The organism is Halovivax gelatinilyticus, assembly GCF_024300625.1.
Classification (GTDB): Archaea; Halobacteriota; Halobacteria; order Halobacteriales; family Natrialbaceae; genus Halovivax; species Halovivax gelatinilyticus.
Genome location: NZ_CP101322.1, coordinates 195,373 through 212,980, shown reverse-complemented (window position 1 = coordinate 212,980; position 17,608 = coordinate 195,373). Strand labels below are relative to the sequence as shown.

General features: G+C 64.1%; 16 protein-coding genes. 5 read left to right on the top strand and 11 right to left on the bottom strand.

The window, feature by feature from the left end; genetic code table 11:
* Positions 1 to 18 precede the first annotated feature (18 nt).
* The 3 genes from NKH31_RS00940 to NKH31_RS00930 form a co-directional block, all read right to left on the bottom strand.
* The gene (locus NKH31_RS00940) at positions 19 to 525 is read right to left on the bottom strand and encodes a DUF8154 family protein (protein WP_254863261.1); all 507 of its coding nucleotides are present in this window, start codon (positions 523 to 525) and stop codon (positions 19 to 21) included.
* Positions 515 to 1,105 carry a nucleotidyltransferase domain-containing protein gene (locus NKH31_RS00935; protein ID WP_254863260.1) on the bottom strand — a complete coding sequence of 197 codons (591 nt, stop codon included), beginning with the start codon at positions 1,103 to 1,105 and terminating at the stop codon, positions 515 to 517. Before NKH31_RS00935 ends, NKH31_RS00940 begins: the two co-directional genes overlap by 11 nt.
* 204 nt (positions 1,106 to 1,309) lie before the next feature.
* The gene (locus tag NKH31_RS00930; RefSeq protein WP_254863259.1) at positions 1,310 to 1,564 is read right to left on the bottom strand and encodes a hypothetical protein; all 255 of its coding nucleotides are present in this window, start codon (positions 1,562 to 1,564) and stop codon (positions 1,310 to 1,312) included.
* Between the two features lie 439 nt (positions 1,565 to 2,003).
* Between NKH31_RS00930 and NKH31_RS00925 the strand changes: the two genes are divergently transcribed.
* Positions 2,004 to 4,421: a PAS domain S-box protein gene (locus NKH31_RS00925; protein ID WP_254863258.1), complete on the top strand. Its 2,418-nt coding sequence runs from the start codon at positions 2,004 to 2,006 to the stop codon at positions 4,419 to 4,421.
* Between the two features lie 277 nt (positions 4,422 to 4,698).
* On the opposite strand, the gene NKH31_RS00920 is transcribed toward NKH31_RS00925, so the two are convergent.
* The 4 genes from NKH31_RS00920 to NKH31_RS00905 all read right to left on the bottom strand — a co-directional run bounded on the left by NKH31_RS00920 (position 4,699) and on the right by NKH31_RS00905 (position 8,845).
* The gene (locus tag NKH31_RS00920) at positions 4,699 to 5,049 is read right to left on the bottom strand and encodes a hypothetical protein (protein WP_254863257.1); all 351 of its coding nucleotides are present in this window, start codon (positions 5,047 to 5,049) and stop codon (positions 4,699 to 4,701) included.
* A 469-nt stretch (positions 5,050 to 5,518) separates the two neighbouring features.
* Positions 5,519 to 7,240, bottom strand: coding sequence for an HTTM domain-containing protein (locus NKH31_RS00915; RefSeq protein ID WP_254863256.1), 1,722 nt, complete (start codon positions 7,238 to 7,240; stop codon positions 5,519 to 5,521).
* Between the two features lie 192 nt (positions 7,241 to 7,432).
* Positions 7,433 to 7,588 (bottom strand): hypothetical protein, encoded by a 156-nt coding sequence (locus NKH31_RS00910; protein ID WP_254863255.1) that lies wholly within the window; start codon positions 7,586 to 7,588, stop codon positions 7,433 to 7,435.
* A gap of 39 nt (positions 7,589 to 7,627) precedes the next feature.
* A complete protein-coding gene (locus NKH31_RS00905; RefSeq protein ID WP_254863254.1) occupies positions 7,628 to 8,845 on the bottom strand; it encodes an aminotransferase-like domain-containing protein in 1,218 nt (405 codons plus the stop codon).
* A 181-nt stretch (positions 8,846 to 9,026) separates the two neighbouring features.
* Here NKH31_RS00905 and NKH31_RS00900 point away from each other — a divergent pair, with 181 nt between their 5' ends.
* Positions 9,027 to 10,250, top strand: coding sequence for a metal-dependent hydrolase family protein (locus tag NKH31_RS00900; protein WP_254863253.1), 1,224 nt, complete (start codon positions 9,027 to 9,029; stop codon positions 10,248 to 10,250).
* Positions 10,251 to 10,309: 59 nt separating this feature from the next.
* On the opposite strand, the gene NKH31_RS00895 is transcribed toward NKH31_RS00900, so the two are convergent.
* Positions 10,310 to 10,966: a phosphate ABC transporter permease gene (locus NKH31_RS00895; protein WP_254863252.1), complete on the bottom strand. Its 657-nt coding sequence runs from the start codon at positions 10,964 to 10,966 to the stop codon at positions 10,310 to 10,312.
* A 283-nt stretch (positions 10,967 to 11,249) separates the two neighbouring features.
* Between NKH31_RS00895 and NKH31_RS00890 the strand changes: the two genes are divergently transcribed.
* The 3 genes from NKH31_RS00890 (at position 11,250) to NKH31_RS00880 (ending at position 14,107) form a co-directional block, all read left to right on the top strand.
* Positions 11,250 to 12,221 (top strand): phosphoadenosine phosphosulfate reductase family protein, encoded by a 972-nt coding sequence (locus NKH31_RS00890; RefSeq protein ID WP_254863251.1) that lies wholly within the window; start codon positions 11,250 to 11,252, stop codon positions 12,219 to 12,221.
* Between the two features lie 70 nt (positions 12,222 to 12,291).
* Positions 12,292 to 13,572 (top strand): NAD(P)/FAD-dependent oxidoreductase, encoded by a 1,281-nt coding sequence (locus NKH31_RS00885; RefSeq protein WP_254863250.1) that lies wholly within the window; start codon positions 12,292 to 12,294, stop codon positions 13,570 to 13,572.
* Positions 13,573 to 13,630: 58 nt separating this feature from the next.
* The gene (locus NKH31_RS00880) at positions 13,631 to 14,107 is read left to right on the top strand and encodes an SRPBCC family protein (protein WP_254863249.1); all 477 of its coding nucleotides are present in this window, start codon (positions 13,631 to 13,633) and stop codon (positions 14,105 to 14,107) included.
* A 120-nt stretch (positions 14,108 to 14,227) separates the two neighbouring features.
* On the opposite strand, the gene NKH31_RS00875 is transcribed toward NKH31_RS00880, so the two are convergent.
* The 3 genes from NKH31_RS00875 to NKH31_RS00865 form a co-directional block, all read right to left on the bottom strand.
* Positions 14,228 to 14,992 (bottom strand): hypothetical protein, encoded by a 765-nt coding sequence (locus NKH31_RS00875; protein ID WP_254863248.1) that lies wholly within the window; start codon positions 14,990 to 14,992, stop codon positions 14,228 to 14,230.
* A 98-nt stretch (positions 14,993 to 15,090) separates the two neighbouring features.
* The gene (locus NKH31_RS00870; protein WP_254863247.1) at positions 15,091 to 15,930 is read right to left on the bottom strand and encodes an aldo/keto reductase; all 840 of its coding nucleotides are present in this window, start codon (positions 15,928 to 15,930) and stop codon (positions 15,091 to 15,093) included.
* 77 nt (positions 15,931 to 16,007) lie between these two features.
* On the bottom strand, positions 16,008 to 17,444 hold the full coding sequence (locus NKH31_RS00865) for an amidase (RefSeq protein WP_254863246.1): 1,437 nt from the start codon (positions 17,442 to 17,444) through the stop codon (positions 16,008 to 16,010).
* Positions 17,445 to 17,608: the final 164 nt, after the last annotated feature.

The window sequence follows — 17,608 nt, the reverse complement described above, 5'->3', positions numbered from 1 at the left end:
CGAATCTCGGACAGTCGGTCACCGCTCCCTGGGCGGGGTCTCGCAGACGCACTCGTGTTTGGTTCGGCTCGTCGAGACGAGGTGTCGGTGGAAGGTGGTGGCGAACTGGGACATCGCCATGGCTTGCTCTTCGGTCGCGATTCCGAGTCGGTAGTACGTCTTCGTCCGGTTGTGGTTCCACAGGTCGGCGAGTTGCTCACCGAACCGTTCGTCGTAGAGCCCGGCCGTTGCGCCTCGTTGGTAGAGTCGCCGGTGGCTGCTGATGACCTCCTCAGGTGCCATAGCTCCGTCGTGAATGAGCCGAAACTGAATGGTTCGTTCTGTCGCGACGAACGACGGTTCGATCACGACCGTATAGTAACCCTGTTCGAGAAGCGACGACCCGGCCGCGAGCAGACGACACGCCCGGCGTAGCTGTACCAATTCCGGGTCTTCCACGTCGAGCCCCTCCTCGATCGTCACGGGTGACCGCTCGAACGTTCGTTCGGCCGCCACGAGATCGTCTCGGATGGCGTTATTCACCATCGGCGTACACCTCCCGTCTCACGTCGGTAAGCTGGTCCGAGGGGACGAGCGTAATCCCCTCGTTGAACTGTTCCCGAAGCCGGTCACCGATTCTCCGTGCGCTTTCGGTGGATTCGACCAACGGCTGGTACGTATATCGGTCCCCGTCGAACGTCGTTTCCTCGAGTTCCCTGACGATGGACTGGACGGTCCGTCGTGCAGCCGTTTTATCTTCCGCTACGAGCACGAGGAGATCGATGTCGCTCGCTCGATCGGCGTTCCCTCGGGCGACGCTTCCAAAGAGGACGATTCCGGCCAATGTGTCGAGATTTTCACGAGCCCGTTCGACGAATGCGTGGACGGGTTGATGAAATTCGGTCTGTGCAATCGACAGGATCGGATCGGGTTTGGATAGACGATCACGGTTTACGCGCACGAACCGCTTTCGGCCGTCTCGACGCGTCTCTACCGCGTCGACGCTCGTGAGAAGCGAAACGGCCTTCGAGACGGTCGACCGATCGGCGTCGATCAGGGCAGCGAGTTCACTGCCCGTGAACTCGTCGTACGGCTGATCGATGAGAACGGACAGAAGGTCTTGCATCGCCTGATACCGGAAGATCCGCTCGTCAGGAAACGGGTGCTACAGTGCGATCGTCACCGACCCTTTCCTATTAGGCATATATTTCCTATTAGGAACACGTCTGCATAGTTCTTCGCAAATGTTGGAAGTCATCTACGAAACACTACCCGCCTAATTCCGATATAAACCTGCACACCACTAGAAGTATAACTGCATTCGAATTAATCACCGATTCTCATCTATCCAGTCCGTCAGTTCCAGCATCCCGAGCGCCGCCGCGCAGTCGATACAACACGGCCGCGATACCGATTCGTATCGATCCGCCAGCGAATCGGACACCGTAAAGGAGAGTCGACAGAGCTGGTCGCCGGGAACGTCGCGATCACACCGATAGCACTCGCGGTCGGGTCGGTCGTCGATCGACGCGACGATCTCCGCGATCGCTTTCATGCTCCCCTCCGGTACCGTCGTTCCATCCACCAACGAGAGATACCACCCCGACTCGAGAAATCTAAACCGAACGAGGGGGAGCGATTCGACTCTCCGTACCGCGAGCGTGCGAGACCTTTTTGTCTCGGAAGTGTGTACGCAATCATGGCGACCAAAAACCCTGTGTGTGGGTTTTGGAAGCCGCGCCCTGGGTGTCTCAGCACCCGGGGCATTTCTACCCCGTTAGAGCGCGGCTTCCGTCAACGAGTTGATCGTAAGACGGCTTATATCTACTGGTGTGGGCGATGAATTATGACGCGGTGGCCCGTTCACTCAGATACCGATCTCCGACGGTGCCCGAAACAGTCCGTGTGGAACGACATCGTCTCCGAGGTAATCCGACCGCCTCGATCGGATTACTGTCGACTCAGCGTAGCGCACCGAGGGTTTAGGCACGGAGCTTATCTGAATCGAGGCTCTCATGGTGTCCATGGGTGACCGGGCGGGGGCTTCTGAAAAACCGTTCTGGGGGCAAACGGACGACACCGAGGCCCTCGAGTACTATCACGCCCTCGTCGAGACGATCGACGACGGGATCTATCGACTCGACGCCGACGACCGCCTCGTTTCGGTCAACGACGCCATCGTCGATCTGACCGGATACTCGCGTGAGGAGCTCCTCGGCGAGCGCGTGTCCGTCCTGTTCGGTGACGACAGCGAGCGGATCGAACGCGAACTCGACCGTCACGTATCGAACGACGCCGACCAGCGCGAGGTCCTCGATCTCAGCGTGGAGACCGCCGGGGGGAACCACGTTCGCTGTGAGGTTCGAGTGACCGCACTCGACGCGGGCGAAACCGGGCAGGGATCGCTCGGAGTCGTTCGCGAACGTGGTGGACGAAACCGGACGGCAACGGAGGCCACCGAAGCGACCTTTCGTCGACTGTTCGAGAACGTACCCGGCAATTATCTCATCGTCCAGCCCGACGAGTACGAAATCGTTGCCGTGAGCGATGCGTATCTGGACGCGACGATGACCGATCGGTCGGAGATCCTGGGAAAATCGCTGTTCGAGATCTTTCCGAACAACCCTGAGGACCCGGCCGACGGCGTCGAGAACCTCCGCGAGTCGCTCGAGACCGTCGCGGAGACCGGGGCTGCCGACGTCATGTCGGTTACGCACTACCCGATTCCCGCTCGCGACGCCGACGGCGACGAATTCGAGGAACGCTGGTGGAATCCGATCAATTCGCCGGTGTTCGACGCGGCTGGAACCCTCGACTACATCATCCACAGCGTCGAGGACATCACGCCGATCGTCCAGGAACTGCAGGCGGAAGGCGACCAGGAGCTCCTGCAGGACCGAGACGAGACGGATATACAGCTCGCCTCGGACATCGTCCTGCGCGGACAGGAGTTGTTACGAGAGGCGAAACGAGAGGCGTACGAACAGTTGCGAGAGAGCGAAGAACGATTTCGCGCGCTGGTCACCACCACCTCGGACGTCGTGTTCACGACGAACGCAGATTGGAGCGAGGTGCAGACGTTAGAAGGGGCGAACTTCCAATCCGGCACCGATGAGCGACGGTCGTCGTGGATCGAACAGAATATCCCACCCGAAGACCAGCCGCGAGTTCGGGACGCCATCGACGGGGCCATTCGGACGAAACGTAGCTTCGAGCTGGAACACCGGACCGTTCGTGACGACGGTACCGTCGGCTGGTTCGTCTCTCGTGCAACGCCGCTCTTCGACGAGGATGGCGAACTCGCCGGGTGGGTCGGAGCGGCGAACGACGTAACCGAGCGGGTCGAACGCGAGCGTTACCTAGAGGAGACGAAAGAGCGCCTGGAGGCGGCGGCCGAAGCCGGTGCCGTCGGGACGTGGGAGTGGCACATTCCCGATGACCGGATGGTAACCAGCGCATCTTTCGCGGAGAAGTACGGGATCGATCCCGAGGCGGCGACCGAGGGCGTACCGCTCGATCAGTTCATCTCGGCCATCCACGACGACGATCGGGAGCGAGTCCGACGAACGATCGAGGACGTCGTCGAATCGGGGGAGGCGTACGAAGAAGAGTACCGCGTTCGGGACGCAGACGACGACCTTCGTTGGGTCGTTGCGCGCGGTCACGTCGAGTACGACGAAGACGGGACGCCGGTGTCGTTTCCCGGCGCCCTGGCCGATATCACCGAGCGCAAACAGTTCGAGCGGCGGCTGGAAGCATCCAACGAGCGCCTCGAACAGTTCGCTTACGCCGCATCACACGACCTGCAAGAGCCCCTGCGGATGGTCACGAGCTACCTCCAGCTGGTCGAGCGCCGCTACGCGAGCGAGCTCGACGAGGACGGTGCGGAGTTCATCGACTTCGCCGTCGACGGCGCCCAGCGGATGCGTGACATGATCGAGGGGTTGCTCGCGTACTCGCGAGTCGAACGGCGCGGCGACCCGTTCGAGCCGATCGATCTCGAGGTCGTTATCGAAGACGTTCGTCGGGACCTCGAGATGAAGATCGAAGAGACCGGTACCACGCTCACGGTCGAGTCGCTGCCTCGCGTCGAGGGCGATCCAGGGCAGTTACGCCAGTTATTCCAGAACCTCCTTTCGAACGCGATCGAGTACAGCGACGAACCGCCACGGGTGGAGATTTCGGCCGTGCACAACGGCTCAGAGGTGACCGTCTCAGTCGCCGACGAGGGGATCGGCATCGACCCGGACGACAGAGAGCGGGTCTTCGAAGTGTTCCAGAGCCTGCACGCCCGGGACGGACGCGCGGGAACGGGAATCGGTCTCGCACTCTGTAAGCGCATCGTCGAACGCCACGGTGGGGACATCTGGGTCGAGTCCGAACCGGGCGAGGGCTCGACATTTTCGGTTACGCTCCCCACCGCAGACGGTGACGATACGTGAATTCGCCGACCTTAGCGCGACGCTACGAACTCGAACGAACCTGGTAGAACGGTCTGCGGTCTGTATGGGGGTACAGCGGGCTGTGGTTCCACGACCTGTATGACCGTGTGATGAACCCAGTCAGACTCGAGGGTGATGTTTCCCTGACTGATGTCGTCGACTGCTGGGCTGAATACACCGTTGTCGAAGGATTGTTTCGCGAAACGGCTTCACCTGATGACCAACCAGCAGACCACACGTCAGCGCAGTCGAGTTCACCGAGATGTGACCTACCTGTTCACCCCGATTGACGCTCTGCCATCGCCTCCTGGAGATAGCTTCTAGGCAGACGGGCGCGGCGTGTGATGGTCGTCTTCGTGGTCGATCCACTTCCTTCGTCGAACTCAAATCGCAACCGAAATCTTGGCTCGCTATCCTCACTCGCCTGTCGAATCGTCTCGTGGAGCTTGACGGGGGTGATTCCTGGGTGCGCGTCGATGATATCGACGGGAAAGAGTGGTTCATCCCATCGAATCTCCGACGCCCGTATCTCCCCGACAGTTCCTTCGACCGTAAACGATCCTCGTGCGATCTCTCCCATCTGAGCGACGCCATCGTCACCGATCGTCAGTGCCGCCTGGAGGGTCACGGCAATCTCGTTCGTTCCAGACGATAGATCGTTCCACCAGAGTTTGAAGTCGAATCCCGATCCGGTGATGCGAGCTTCCTGGATCCGGTCATCTGCGACGGTGTAGTCGATAGTAGGAGTCGTGGTAACGCTTCTGACTCGATGTAGAATACCTCGATTGCTCGCCCGGTATATGTAGCCAGCGAAGACCCCGATCACGCTGACGTAACCGCTTGCTCGGATGAGACGCCGGCGTGGAACCCTATCAAGCACACGTAATCAATCAAATATCTGTGGAATAAGCGTTTGGGCCATCCCGCGGTCACTCACGTTCTCTCACACCCGCGCTCCGTCACATGGGTCGGTGTTTTCACTCGACTCCGGTGTACCGAGACCTGCTTTGACGAGAAATGAACTCGGAAGGTGGTGCCACAATTGTCGATCGTCAACTCACCCGCCTGGAAATGGTACTGTCACGGGCGGTATTGACTCACCGATCGGGCGGGATGGCGACGATTTCGGCCGGGAAGTCGCCGCAGCCGTGTCGATAGATGAAGCTGTACTCCCGGTCACGATTTTCGTGATCGTCGATCGTCTCGAAGGTGACGTCCTCGGTCACTTCGAACATCTCGATCGATCGAAGCTCGGTGCCGTGTTCATCCGGCCAGGTCTCACAGAGGTGGTCGGCGAGCAATTCGGGGGCGTCCGTGACGACCGTCGCCCGACGAATGCTGTTCATGTAGAAGCGCTCGCGGTAGGTGCCGTGTTGTTTCTGAAGTTCGTCGTAGGCCCGGTCGAAGGTGAACGGCCGGCCGTCGTTGTAGACGTCGATTCGCTCGCCGTCGACCGTCCGGGCGGGGAAGACGTAGTACCTGTCCGTCGTCCGCGGAGTCGGCGCGAAGATGCTCCAGGCGGGCTGGTCGATCCCCAGACTGGACGCGACGGTGTAGACGTACTCGATACCGGTCGTCTCCTCGACCGCCTTCTCGAATCGCTCTTCTTCGTCCAGATCTTGATCCAACAGCACCATCGCCTGCACGGGTACAACGAGGGCGGTGATGAGGACGGTCACGAGGATGACGGTCAGCGTTCCTCGGTAGGTCACCCGACGGAGCCGATCGATGGGCTCGTACTCGACGCGCAGGGTCGGGAGTACCGTCGCGAGCGCCCGTCCGGGTCGACTGGTTCCCGACTGTATTTTCGCCGGGAGGGCAGACAGTCCCAGCCGATCTATTACCAGCGCGCCGTCGCGCCAGAACTGTCCCTGCAAGAAGAGCGTGAGCCCAGCCAGCGCGACGTAGGCGAACGCGCCGATTCTGACGGTGAGCGCGAACGAGAGGTGGCCGCCGACGAACAGTCCGGTCAACAGGAGTCGGGGCCTGCCGCGGAGGGCGATGAGCAACCAGCCGAACAGCAACATGACGAACCAGGTGAATCCGCCGATCTGCAAGAGCGTCTCGAACCCTCGGAAGGAATCACCGAGCAGGAACGTCATCTCGTCCAACCCGAAGACGAGCGGCGCCGCCTCGCCCGAGCGCCATAGCGGCGACTGCGTCTTGTGGATCCCGTTGACGACGTACATGAACACCATCTGCGAGAGCGCGAACAGCGTCGCCAGGTTAGCGACCGACGGACGCGGCGCGCGCTCGCGCTGGAGCGCGTCGATCGACCACCGTTCGCCGAGCGGTAAGAAGATCGCCCAGAAGCAAAGCAGTCGGAACAGCGTGTCGGCGTAGCTCAACACCAGCGGGTTGTGGTGGTCGAGCGAGATGACGCCGAGAAACGTCAGGATCATCGCGAGTCGCGTCTTGTAGCCGACGATCAGCTGGACGGCGAACAGCCCCTGAAGAACGAACAGGCCGGCGATCACCGTCGGATCCGACGTGAAGTAGTAGATCGAAACGGCGTGATCGGGGGCGTACAGCCGCGCCAACTCCTGGGTGATGACGCCGTCGTCGGTGTAGAAAAAGGAGAAGCTTCGCGATCGGAGTAGCAAGTCGGCGACGACGAGCAGTCCGACGAAGACCCGGAAGACGGCCAGCGAGCGAGTGTCGATGCGAATACGCTCGCGGCCGGCCCGCCACAGGTCGGATTTTGATTTCGGAACGGAGCGAGCGATCCGCTCGCGCGTGCGGGCCGGCAGACGTCTGACCGTCGAACCGACCCGGTGGAGGCGGTCGTCGTGGGAAGGAGGGTTCCGCTGCGGGACCATGTCTGTACGCTGTCGTTCGGATCGTAATATTCGTTGCCATCAGCGAGCGCGCTGGAGAGTCGCCGACGAAAACGCGGTCAAGGCCGTCGGAATTGAGCCGATGCCCCTCGAGCGAGCCTCCGAGTCCTCGGTGCGAGCGGGCACTCGAACGTCGTCTCAACGGATAGTCGGTCCGTACTGTGGGACGCGGCGCTACGCCCGGTCGACGACCGTCGCCCACTCGGCCCGGTCGAAGCGTTCGTGACACGCTCGACAGAGGTCGCCTTCGACGACCTGGTTGCCGTCCAGGTGGACGTGGCACCGACTGAGCGATTCGGTCTTCCCGCAGTTGAGACACCTGATGGTCATGGTCGGATCGCTACGTACCACCCAATCCGATATAATGGCCTATCCCCGACGGTGGGCGTCGATCGCCGCGGCCAGCGCGCCGATTCCGACGTCGATCTCGTCCGGCTCCGCGTAGCTAAAGGAGAGCCTGAGCGCGTTCTCCCCGCCGTCGTTGGGGTAGAACATCGATCCGGGGAGGAACGTGACGCCGGCGTCGATCGCCTCCTCGAGCAGCGCGTCGGTGTCGACGTCGTCGCCCAGTTCGAGCCAGACGAAGAAGCCGCCGTCGGGTTCGGTCCAGGTCGCTTCGTCCGGCATGTGCGTTGCAAGCGCCGCCAGGATGGCGTCGCGTCGGTCGGCGTAGGCTGTCCGCAACTCCGGCATCGCGTCTTCGAAGTGACCGGCGTCACAGTAGTGGCCGACGACGCTGCGGGTGAACGTGTTCGTTCCCCCGGCGGCCAGCGCGTCGACGGCGTCGCGAATTGGATCCGGGGCGACAACCCACCCGAGTCTGACCCCCGGTGCGATCGTCTTCGCGAACGATCCGACACGGACCACTCGCCCCGATTCGTCGAGGGCGCAAAGCGGGCGTTCCGGCTCCCCCTCGTACCGGAGATCGCCGTAGGCGTCGTCTTCGAGCACGACGAAGTCGTACTCGTCGGCGAGTTCGAGCAGGCGAACCCGGCGGCCTTCGGGCAGCGTCGTCCCCGTCGGGTTCTGGAAGTTCGGAATGGTGTAGACGAGCGTCGGCGTCGGATCGCCCGCGGCGCGAGCGCGCTCCAATCGGTCCGCGAACGCGTCGACATCGAGGCCCCGGTCGTCGACCGGAAGCCCGACGACGTCGACGCCGAAGTTCTCGAAGACGCGGATCGATCCCATGAACGTCGGGGCCTCGACGGCGACGACGTCGCCGGGGTCTAAGAACGCACGACAGACGCTGTCGATCGCGTGCGTTGCGCCGTTGGTGAGAAGCACGTCTCGATCGGTGAGATCGATGCCGCGGTCGGTTTCCCGCTTCGCGACCCACGTCTGTAGCCGGTCGGCGTACGCGCCGCCGCCGTACTGGAGGGCGCGTTCGCCTTCGTCGTCGAGGACGGCGCCGGTCGATTCCTGGAGGCGCGCGGTCGGGAGCGACTCGGGATAGGGAAACCCGAAGGCCAGCGAGACGGCGTCTGCCGTGGCGATGGCCCGCCAGGAGCCGTAGCCGGACCGGTCGAGCGCAGAACGAGCCTCGGGTGTCAGAAGCGAGATCGGTCCTCTCTCGGTGTCGGGGGACATTCTGTGCTGTGAGATGTGACGGCCGGACTAAAAGCGTACGCGTCCCGGACAGACGGGCCGAAGCCTGCATCCCGAACGAACGCTCTCACGCCGGTCGGACACGTCGTCTCGACGTCCCGACGAGTCACCTCGGGTTGCGCCTGTCCAAAGGAGTATGGTGGTTGATACGGGTACACATACTATGTACTACGTCGACTGCGGATCGCTCTACGATGGCACCGGAAGCGAGCTTCTCCGAGAGGCGCGCATCGTCGTCGAGGACGGACGCGTGAACGAGGTCGGACCGGCGGAGGACGTCGCGGAACCGGACGGCGCCGCGCGGATCGACCACTCCGACGAGACGGTCCTTCCCGGGTTGATCGACGCCCACCTCCACCTGTGGGGAATGCGTTCGATGGAACCGTTCGTGTCGGTGACCGAGTCGAACCGGCCGGCGCTCAAAGCCGCCCGCGCGTCGATGGACTGTCGGGCCCTGCTCGACGCCGGCTTTACGACCGTTCGCGACGTCGGAAGCGACGTCGCGCTCGGGTTGCGTGACGCGATCGCCGAGGGGGAGATCCCCGGGCCGCGCATCTACACGAGCGGGCGGGCGTTCTCGCAGACGGCCGGCCACGGTGATCGCCACTACCTCCCGAAGCGCTGGCTCGATACGGACGACGATCCGTCCGTCGTCGACGGACCGACCGAGTGTCGAAAAGGCGCGCGGCGGCGGATTCGTCAGGGCGCGGACCTCATCAAGCTCTCTACCACCGGCGGCGTCCTCTCGGAGAAGGACGAACCACACCAGAGTCAGTTCACGGACGACGAAATCTCTGCGTTCACCGAGGAGGCCCACCGCGTCGACATGCCGGTCGCCGCCCACGCGCAGGGCGCCTCGGGGATCAAGAACGCGCTCAGAAACGGCGTCGATACGATCGAACACGGCATCTACCTCGACGAAGAGGCCGTCTCCCTCCTGAAGGAAACCGACGCCGTCCTCGTTCCGACGCTGTCGATCGTCGATCGAATCTGTGAACACGGCGCCGATCACGGCCTCCCCGACTGGGGTCTCGAAAAGGCAGCGCGCGTGCGAGATGCCCACCTGGAGTCGATCCGCTGGGCCTACGAGGAGGGAATCTCGATCGCCGCGGGGACCGACTTCCTCGGCCCGGACCTCGTCCCCCACGGCGAGAACGCGATGGAACTCGAGATTTTCGTCGAAGACGTCGGGATGGACCCGGAAGATGCGCTCTACGCGGCGACCGGCGGTGCCGCGGCGACGGTGCCGGACGACGACGTCGGGACGCTCTCGGCCGGCGACCGGGCGGACTTCGTGGCCGTCAACGGCGATCCACTCGCGGACGTTTCGCTCTTGCGGTCCTCGATCGACGCCGTCTATCTCGGCGGCGAGTTGGCAGACCCGTAGCCTCGCCTGGACCGAGTACTCGGAGAGTCGGTAGAAAACGGTCAGACGCTCGTCGCGTTCTACCCCTCGGCGGGGGCTTCGCTCCGGTCTCGGCCCATCCCGGCGCCGGGGAGGCGTCGGACGAACCAGGTCGCGTAGCCGAGTTTCAGGAGGCCGACCTGGAGGCCGATCCCGACCGCGAGCAGGCCGAGAAACAGCGGCTCGCCCGCGTCGAACAGGATCGGGTCGAGGCTGGTCGCCTCCTGGGCCTGCTCGAAGTGTTCGAACGTGAGCGACCGGCTCGAAAGCGCCGCGCCGAGGAACGACGTCAGCGCGATCATCGTGTAATGGGTCATGATCGTTCCGGCCACGGCGACGGCGATGCCGATCGCGACGCCGACGCCGGCTTCGACGTACCAGGCGCCGTCGACGAGGATCGGTGCCAGGACGGTCAGTCCGACGTACGTTCCGACGCCGAACCCGATCATGCCGACGGCGAACGAGAGCAACAGGTGGGCGGCGATTACGCCGACGACGATGCCGAGGGCGATGCCCGCGGCCGAGGCGGCGAGCGTTCCGATCCCGGCGGTCGAGGCGACGGTCGGCGCGGCGAGGTAGCCGCCACCGGCGCCGACGAGTGCACCCATGAGGGCGATCCCGTATCGCGAGAGCGTGGCACCGGCGAACAGGAGGACGATCCCGATCACGATCGGTGCGACGACGAGCGGATCTAGCATACCCAGACGTTCGTTCACACCGGCAAGTACTTTGCGTCGGACGTTCGGTTCGTCCGACAGGAGTCGTACTCGAATCGGATCTCGCTCGCGTCGGCGGTGAATCGACTGTTTCGGCCGTCTCCCGCCGTTACCGCTCGTGGCCCACTCGCCAATCGGCCCTTTCGCCCGCTCTCAGCGCGTGCACCGCGCCAGCAGACCTTTTTCCGTCGCCGGTGGGAGTACGCCTGGAACGTTGTGCCGACAACCGGGGGTTTTACCCCGCTTAATTACATCTAATTACACAATGACGACGAACACACCAGTCGCAGTCGACGTCGACTACGAGGATGGAACGGACGAGACGCCCGAGTCGTACCCCTCGCTCGAGGCGAAGATCGAGAAGGCGGCGGACGTGACGAAGACGGCGCTCGAGACCTACGAGAACCCGGCGGTGATGTGGACCGGCGGCAAGGACTCGACGCTCGTGTTGTACTTCGTGACGCAGGTCGCAGAGCGGTACGACCTTCCGGTCCCGCCCGCGATCTTCATCGATCACTTCCAGCACTTCCAGGAGATCCACGACTTCGTCGACCGCTGGGCCGACGAGTGGGGGCTCGAAGTCATCTACGCGCGTAACGACGACATCGGCGAGTACGTCGAGGCGAACGACCTCCAGCCCGGCGACGACGTCCCGATATCCGAACTTTCGGCGCACAACCAGCACCACGTCGAGAACATCCTGGAGTACGACGAGGATACCTTCCCGTTCCTGCTCGACACGTACGCCGGCAACCACCTCCTGAAGACCGTCGCGCTGAACGACGCGCTGGAGACCTACGACGTCGACGGCGTCATCTCCGGGGTCCGCTGGGACGAACAGGAAGCGCGCGCGGACGAGACGTTCTTCTCGCCGCGTCACGACCCCGAGATCTACCCGCCCCACGATCGCGTTCACCCGATCATCCAGTTCGACGAGGCGGCCGTCTGGGACGCCTTCTGGCACTACGTCGTCCCCGACACCGTCGCGGCGTTCCCCGACGACGGCTACGTCCCGCAGGGTGTAGAGGACTTGCCGAACGGTCTCTCACAGGACGACATCCCGGTCTCGCCGAAGTACTTCGCCGGCTTCCGTTCGCTCGGCAGTGAGGTGAGCACCGAGAAGGCGGACGACGAACCCGCCTGGCTGCAGGACTTAGATCACACCACCGAGCGCGCCGGTCGCGCCCAGGACAAAGAGGACCTGATGGAGCGCCTTCGCGATCTGGGCTACATGTAAGACCGAACGGTTCCGGTTTCTCCGTTCGGACCACTGGGTCCATTTTACGTGATGGGGTGGTGGCTACACTGTGCCATCGGTCGTGATCGTCGGAGCCGGCCTCGCGGGACTGTCCGCCGCCAGGCAGCTAGCGACCGCCGGGTTCTCGGTCGAGGTGCTAGAGCGGCGAGAGTCTGTCGGCGGCCGCGTTCGCACTCGAATCGTCGATGGATTCACCCTGGATCGCGGATTTCAGGTGTTCTTTACCGGGTATCCCGCTGCCCGGTCCGCACTTGAGTACGACGCCCTCGATCTGCGGACGTTTACGCCCGGTGCCGTGATCGCCCGTCCGGGCCACCGTTCGATCCTATCCGATCCGCGACGTGATCCGGCGGGGGTGGTCGCGTCCGTTCGAAACCCAGCCGTCTCGCCTGCGGACTTTCTCCGGACGATCCACCTGTGGCGACACCTACGTGGCACTTCGCCCCGGGAGATATTTCCCGGCCCGGACCAGTCCGTCGAGACCTACCTGGTCGATCGAGGCTTCTCCCGGTCGTTCATCGACGCGTTCTTCCGCCCGTTCTACGGTGGTATCACGCTGGATCGCTCCCTCTCGACCGCCGCATCCGTGTTCGAGTACACGGCGAAGATGGTCCTCGACGGCGACATCGCCGTCCCCGCCAGGGGTATGGTCGCCATCCCGACCCAACTCGCCGAGTCGGCACGGGCGGCTGGAGCGACGATTTCGACCGACACGCTCGTACAGTCCGTCGAGGCGTCCAGGGCCGACGACAGCGGCGGGGTAACGGTCGAGTTCGGAGGAACGTCGATCGCGGCTGACGCGGCGATCGTTGCGACGGATCCGCCGACGGCTCGCGCGCTTACCGGCGTTGCGTCGATCCCGACGACCGGGCGGGGTTGCGTGACGCAGTACTACTCGCTCCCGGCGGCAATCGACCTCGAAACGGGCGGCCGGCTGCTTCTCAACGCGACCGACGACGGGCCGAATCAGATCGCACCCGTGACGTCGGTCGCGCCCGAATACGCGCCGGCTGGCCGGCAGTTACTCGCAGCGACGTACCTCGGGGACGTCCCCGCCGACGACGAGGCGCTCACCTCACACACCCGACGAACGCTCGCCTCGTGGTATCCCGGCGAGGATTTCGAGGCGCTCACGGCGATCCACACAGACCGGATCGAATTCGCGCAGTTCGCACAGCCGCCCGGGACTCACGTCGCGTTACCGGATCCCGATGCGCCTGCGGGACCGATCTATCTCGCGGGGGATTTTACGCGATGGTCGTCGATCCAGGGAGCCCTCGAAAGCGGGCAAGTGGCAGCTGATACCGTCATCGACGCGCTCGGCGGGTAACGCTCCGGTCATCGATTCGGCGGTGGCGTTATTTCGCGCTCGACGGTGTCGACGTTCTATGGTCGTCTATCAGCGCCAGACCGTGGTCGACGCTCCCTTCGATCGAGTGTGGGCCTTCCACGCCGGGATCGACGGGCTCACGGCGGTGACGCCGAACTGGATGGGTCTCGAAGTCGACAGAGTCGTCGCTCCCGCTGGCGGTTCGGCCGACGACCTCGGCGTCGGTTCGCGACTCGAACTATCGCTCAGCCCGTTCGGATTCGTTCCCGCGGGCTCGTGGACGGCGCTGATCACGGATCGAGCGGTCGGGACGGATGCGGCGTGGTTTCGAGACGAGATGGTCGAGGGGCCGTTCGACCGCTGGATCCACACCCACCGGTTTACGGCCGTCGACGGCGGGACGCGAATCACGGATCGCGTGGACTACGAACTACCGGCGGTGGGTGCGCTCGGGCTCTCGGGTATCGCACACCCGTTTTTCGAACTCGTCTTCCGGGACCGTCACCGGCGGACGAAGGCGCAACTCGAGGACTGATCCACACTCCTCACGTCCTGGAAGTCGGTCGGTCTTCAGCCTGCAACTGACGGCGTATCGGTGAATCGTGCACCGTCTGTGATGGTGGCCGGTTCGATTGACGAAATCGTTCGGTTTCTACTACTCGTCTCCGTCGTCGGGCGACGGGCGCACGAGGTTCGCGAGCGAGACGAGCAGGCCGAACAGCCAGCCGGTAGAGACGGCGAAGCCGAACCACATCGCGGCGTAGGCCCCACCCTCGAGATCGAAACTCTCTCTCAGGAATTCGTTGACGCCCCCGACGAAGAGCACGTTGTCGAGCAGCCACGCGGCGAAGTCGTAACTGGGTTCGAGCACGTGCGGTTCGAGCGACGGCGTCACGAGGGCCGCGACGACCGGCGGTAAGAAGAGCGCCGTCATCGCGAACGGATACGCGAAGAGGACGGTGACGGCGCGCCCGCCGTATTTCGAACAGACGGCGGCGAGCGTGGTCGAGACGACGGCGACGCTACTCGCAGCGGCGATCGCGAGGAACGAGTTCCAGGGGAGTTCGAAGTACGCCAGGACGGAAAGCAGTCCCCAGACGACGATTGCGACGAGCGTGACGCCGACGATGCCGAGGCGGGTTGCGGTCGAGTCGAGTTTCGATGCGTAGAACCTGGTCGCGAGGCCGAACACGGCGAGCGGGTACAGCAAGAAGAGCCCGAGGGCACCGACTACGTACCAGCTGTAGTAGCCGAGCGCCTGCGGGAACGTCTCCGGCTTCCACTTGCCCATGACGGAGTGGCCGCGCCCGCGCTGGCGGGGGAAGAATACCTCCATCCACGCGCCGTGGAGCCTCGCGAGGTCGAACTTCACCGCGCCGATCAGCCCGGCCCGGTTCGTCGTTCCAGCGTGGGTAGACATATCCGTTTCCTGCGACCGACGTACCGTAAACTTTCCTGTGTATTTCTCCGTCGCCATCATTACGCGTCAAGCCGACCAATCCGCTGCGAGCCGGCGGCTCACTGGTTCCAGGGGCCGAAATCCGGATCGACAACGCGTTCGCCGCGATCGACGTCGGCGATTCGGTCGATCGTCGCGTCGTCGAGTTCGAGGTCGAGTGACCCCCAGTTGTCCGCGATGTGATCTTCGCTCGTGGCCTTCGGTATCGCCGTGATGCCGGCATCTCGGAGCCACGCGAGACTCACCTGGGCGGGCGAGACCCCACGGTCTGTGGCAATTTCCTGGAGGACCGGCTCGTCGAAGACGTCGCCGCGCGCCAGCGGTGAGTAGGCAACGATCTCGACGTCGAGGCGCTCGCAGGTCTCGCGGAGGTCTGGTTGCTGTAAGCGCGGGTGGAGTTCGACCTGGTTAGCGAAGATCGGAACGTCGCAGCGATCGACGGCCGCTTCGAGCTGATCGGCGAGGAAGTTACTCACGCCGATACGCCTGGTGACGTCGTCGTCGACGAGCGACTCGAACGCGGGAAGCGTCGTCTTCGGATCGTACGCGCCGGCGGGCCAGTGGACGTACAGGAGATCGACGTATTCGACGCCCAGTCGGTCCAGGCTCTCGCGGGCGGTCGTCTTCACGTCCTCGGGTGCGAGGTTTTCCGTCCAGATCTTCGTCGCGAGAAAGACCGACTCCCGGTCGACGGATGATCGGTCGATTCCCTCGCCGACCGCTTCTTCGTTGCCGTACGCCTGCGCCGTGTCGACGTGTCGATAGCCCAGCTCGAGGGCCGTCTGTACGCTTTTCGCACATTGGGCCGGATCGGTGTTCTGCCAGGTTCCGAGCCCGAGCATCGGCATTCCGGAGGCCGTGGGACAGTCGCTCGCGTCGATCGTCTCATCGAGAGTCATAGCAGTCTCTCACGGTTCGATCGGCGTAAGGGGTGTGGTCTCGGTATGCAAACGCACGTCGTGAGCCGCTCCGATCGTCAGACTCCCTCGTACGGGGTCGGCCACGGTCGCTGCCGTTCGAACGCGGCGCTCGCGGCCAGAACCCTCGCCTCGTCGAATCGCCGGCCGACGAGCTGGAGGCCGACCGGGTATCCCTCGTCGGTCGTCCCTGCGGGGATCGACGCTGCCGGGTGATCGGTCCAGTTGAACGGCCAGGTGAGCGGGAAGTCCCACTCGTCGAACGCGAGCTCACCGTCGAGGGCGATTCCCGTCCGCGCACACGTCGGCGTCACCAGGAGGTCGTACGCCGACCCGACGAGCACGTCCTGGACGGCGTCGAACATCGCCGTCCTGGCGATTCCGGTTCGGGCGACGTCGGCGGTGTCGAACGTCTCGCCCGCGTCGATCATCGCTAGGAGGCTTTCTGCGACCTCGTCGGCGTGGTCTCGAAGATCGATTCCCTGGCGCTCACGGAGTCTGCTGTTCATATCGGAGAGGGCCGTGGTGAACGTCGGAACGACGGCGTCTGCGAGTTCGTCCATCGTATACCCGTGACCGAGCCGGACCGTTTCGACGGTCGCACCCGCCGCTTCGAACGCGGAGAGGGCGTCTTCGACGACCGATCGAACGCGCTCTTCGACGGGGAAGACGTCCAGATCGGGGCTGTAGGCGATCTGCCACTCCTCGATCGAGTCGTCGAGTGCCTTCGCGTACTCCGTTTCGATCGGGGCGCTGTGCGGGTCGGCCGGGTGCGGGCCGGCCATCACGTCGAGCATCGCCGCGGCGTCCGCGACGGTTCGCGCCAGCGGCCCCTTCGTCGAGTGATGGATCGATCGCCCGAACGTGGAGGGTCGCTTGTCGTCGGGGACGACGCCCATCGTCGGCTTGATGGTGTAGACGCCGCAACCGGCAGCGGGAATGCGAAGCGAGCCGCCGGCGTCGCTGCCGGTCGCGATCGGCACCATACCGGCGCCGACCGCGGCGGCCGAGCCCCCGGAGGAGCCGCCGGCGTTGAGTGCGGGATCGACGGGCGAGGCGGTTGGACCGATCAGTTCGTTCGTCGTCGTACCCTTGTGCCCGAACGCCGGCGCGTTGGTCGTCCCGATCACGATCGCGCCCGCCGCTTCGAGCCGCTCGACGATCGCCGACGTCCGGTCGGCGACGTTGTCTGCGAACAGCGCCGTGCCGCACGTGTTTCTGACGCCCGCTTTCGTCGAGCCGAGGTCCTTCAGGGCGACCGGGACTCCGTGGAGCGGCCCGAGATCGTCGTTCTCCGCTACGGCCCGGTCGGCGTCGGCGGCGGCCTCGCGAGCCGCGTCGGCGGTGATGGTGACGAAGGCGTGTATCGTCTCGTCGACGGCCTCGATTCGGTCGAGATGCGCCTCGACGACGTCCGTCGCCGTCGTCTCGCCGCGACGGATCGAAGCCGCGAGTTCGGTGGCCGACCGGTTCGCGAGCGGGAGGGCGGTTTCCATGGGCACCCTCCGTTCGTCGTCCACCATACGTCTCTCGATTTACCACGACTCGGTTCTCGGCGACGTCGCAACCGCGATTCGAACGACTCTCGCCCACCGCCGTCCGTTCCGCTCGTCCCGTCCTGACCTCCGTCGTTTCGGGACTTCGAAACCCACAAGCGCGA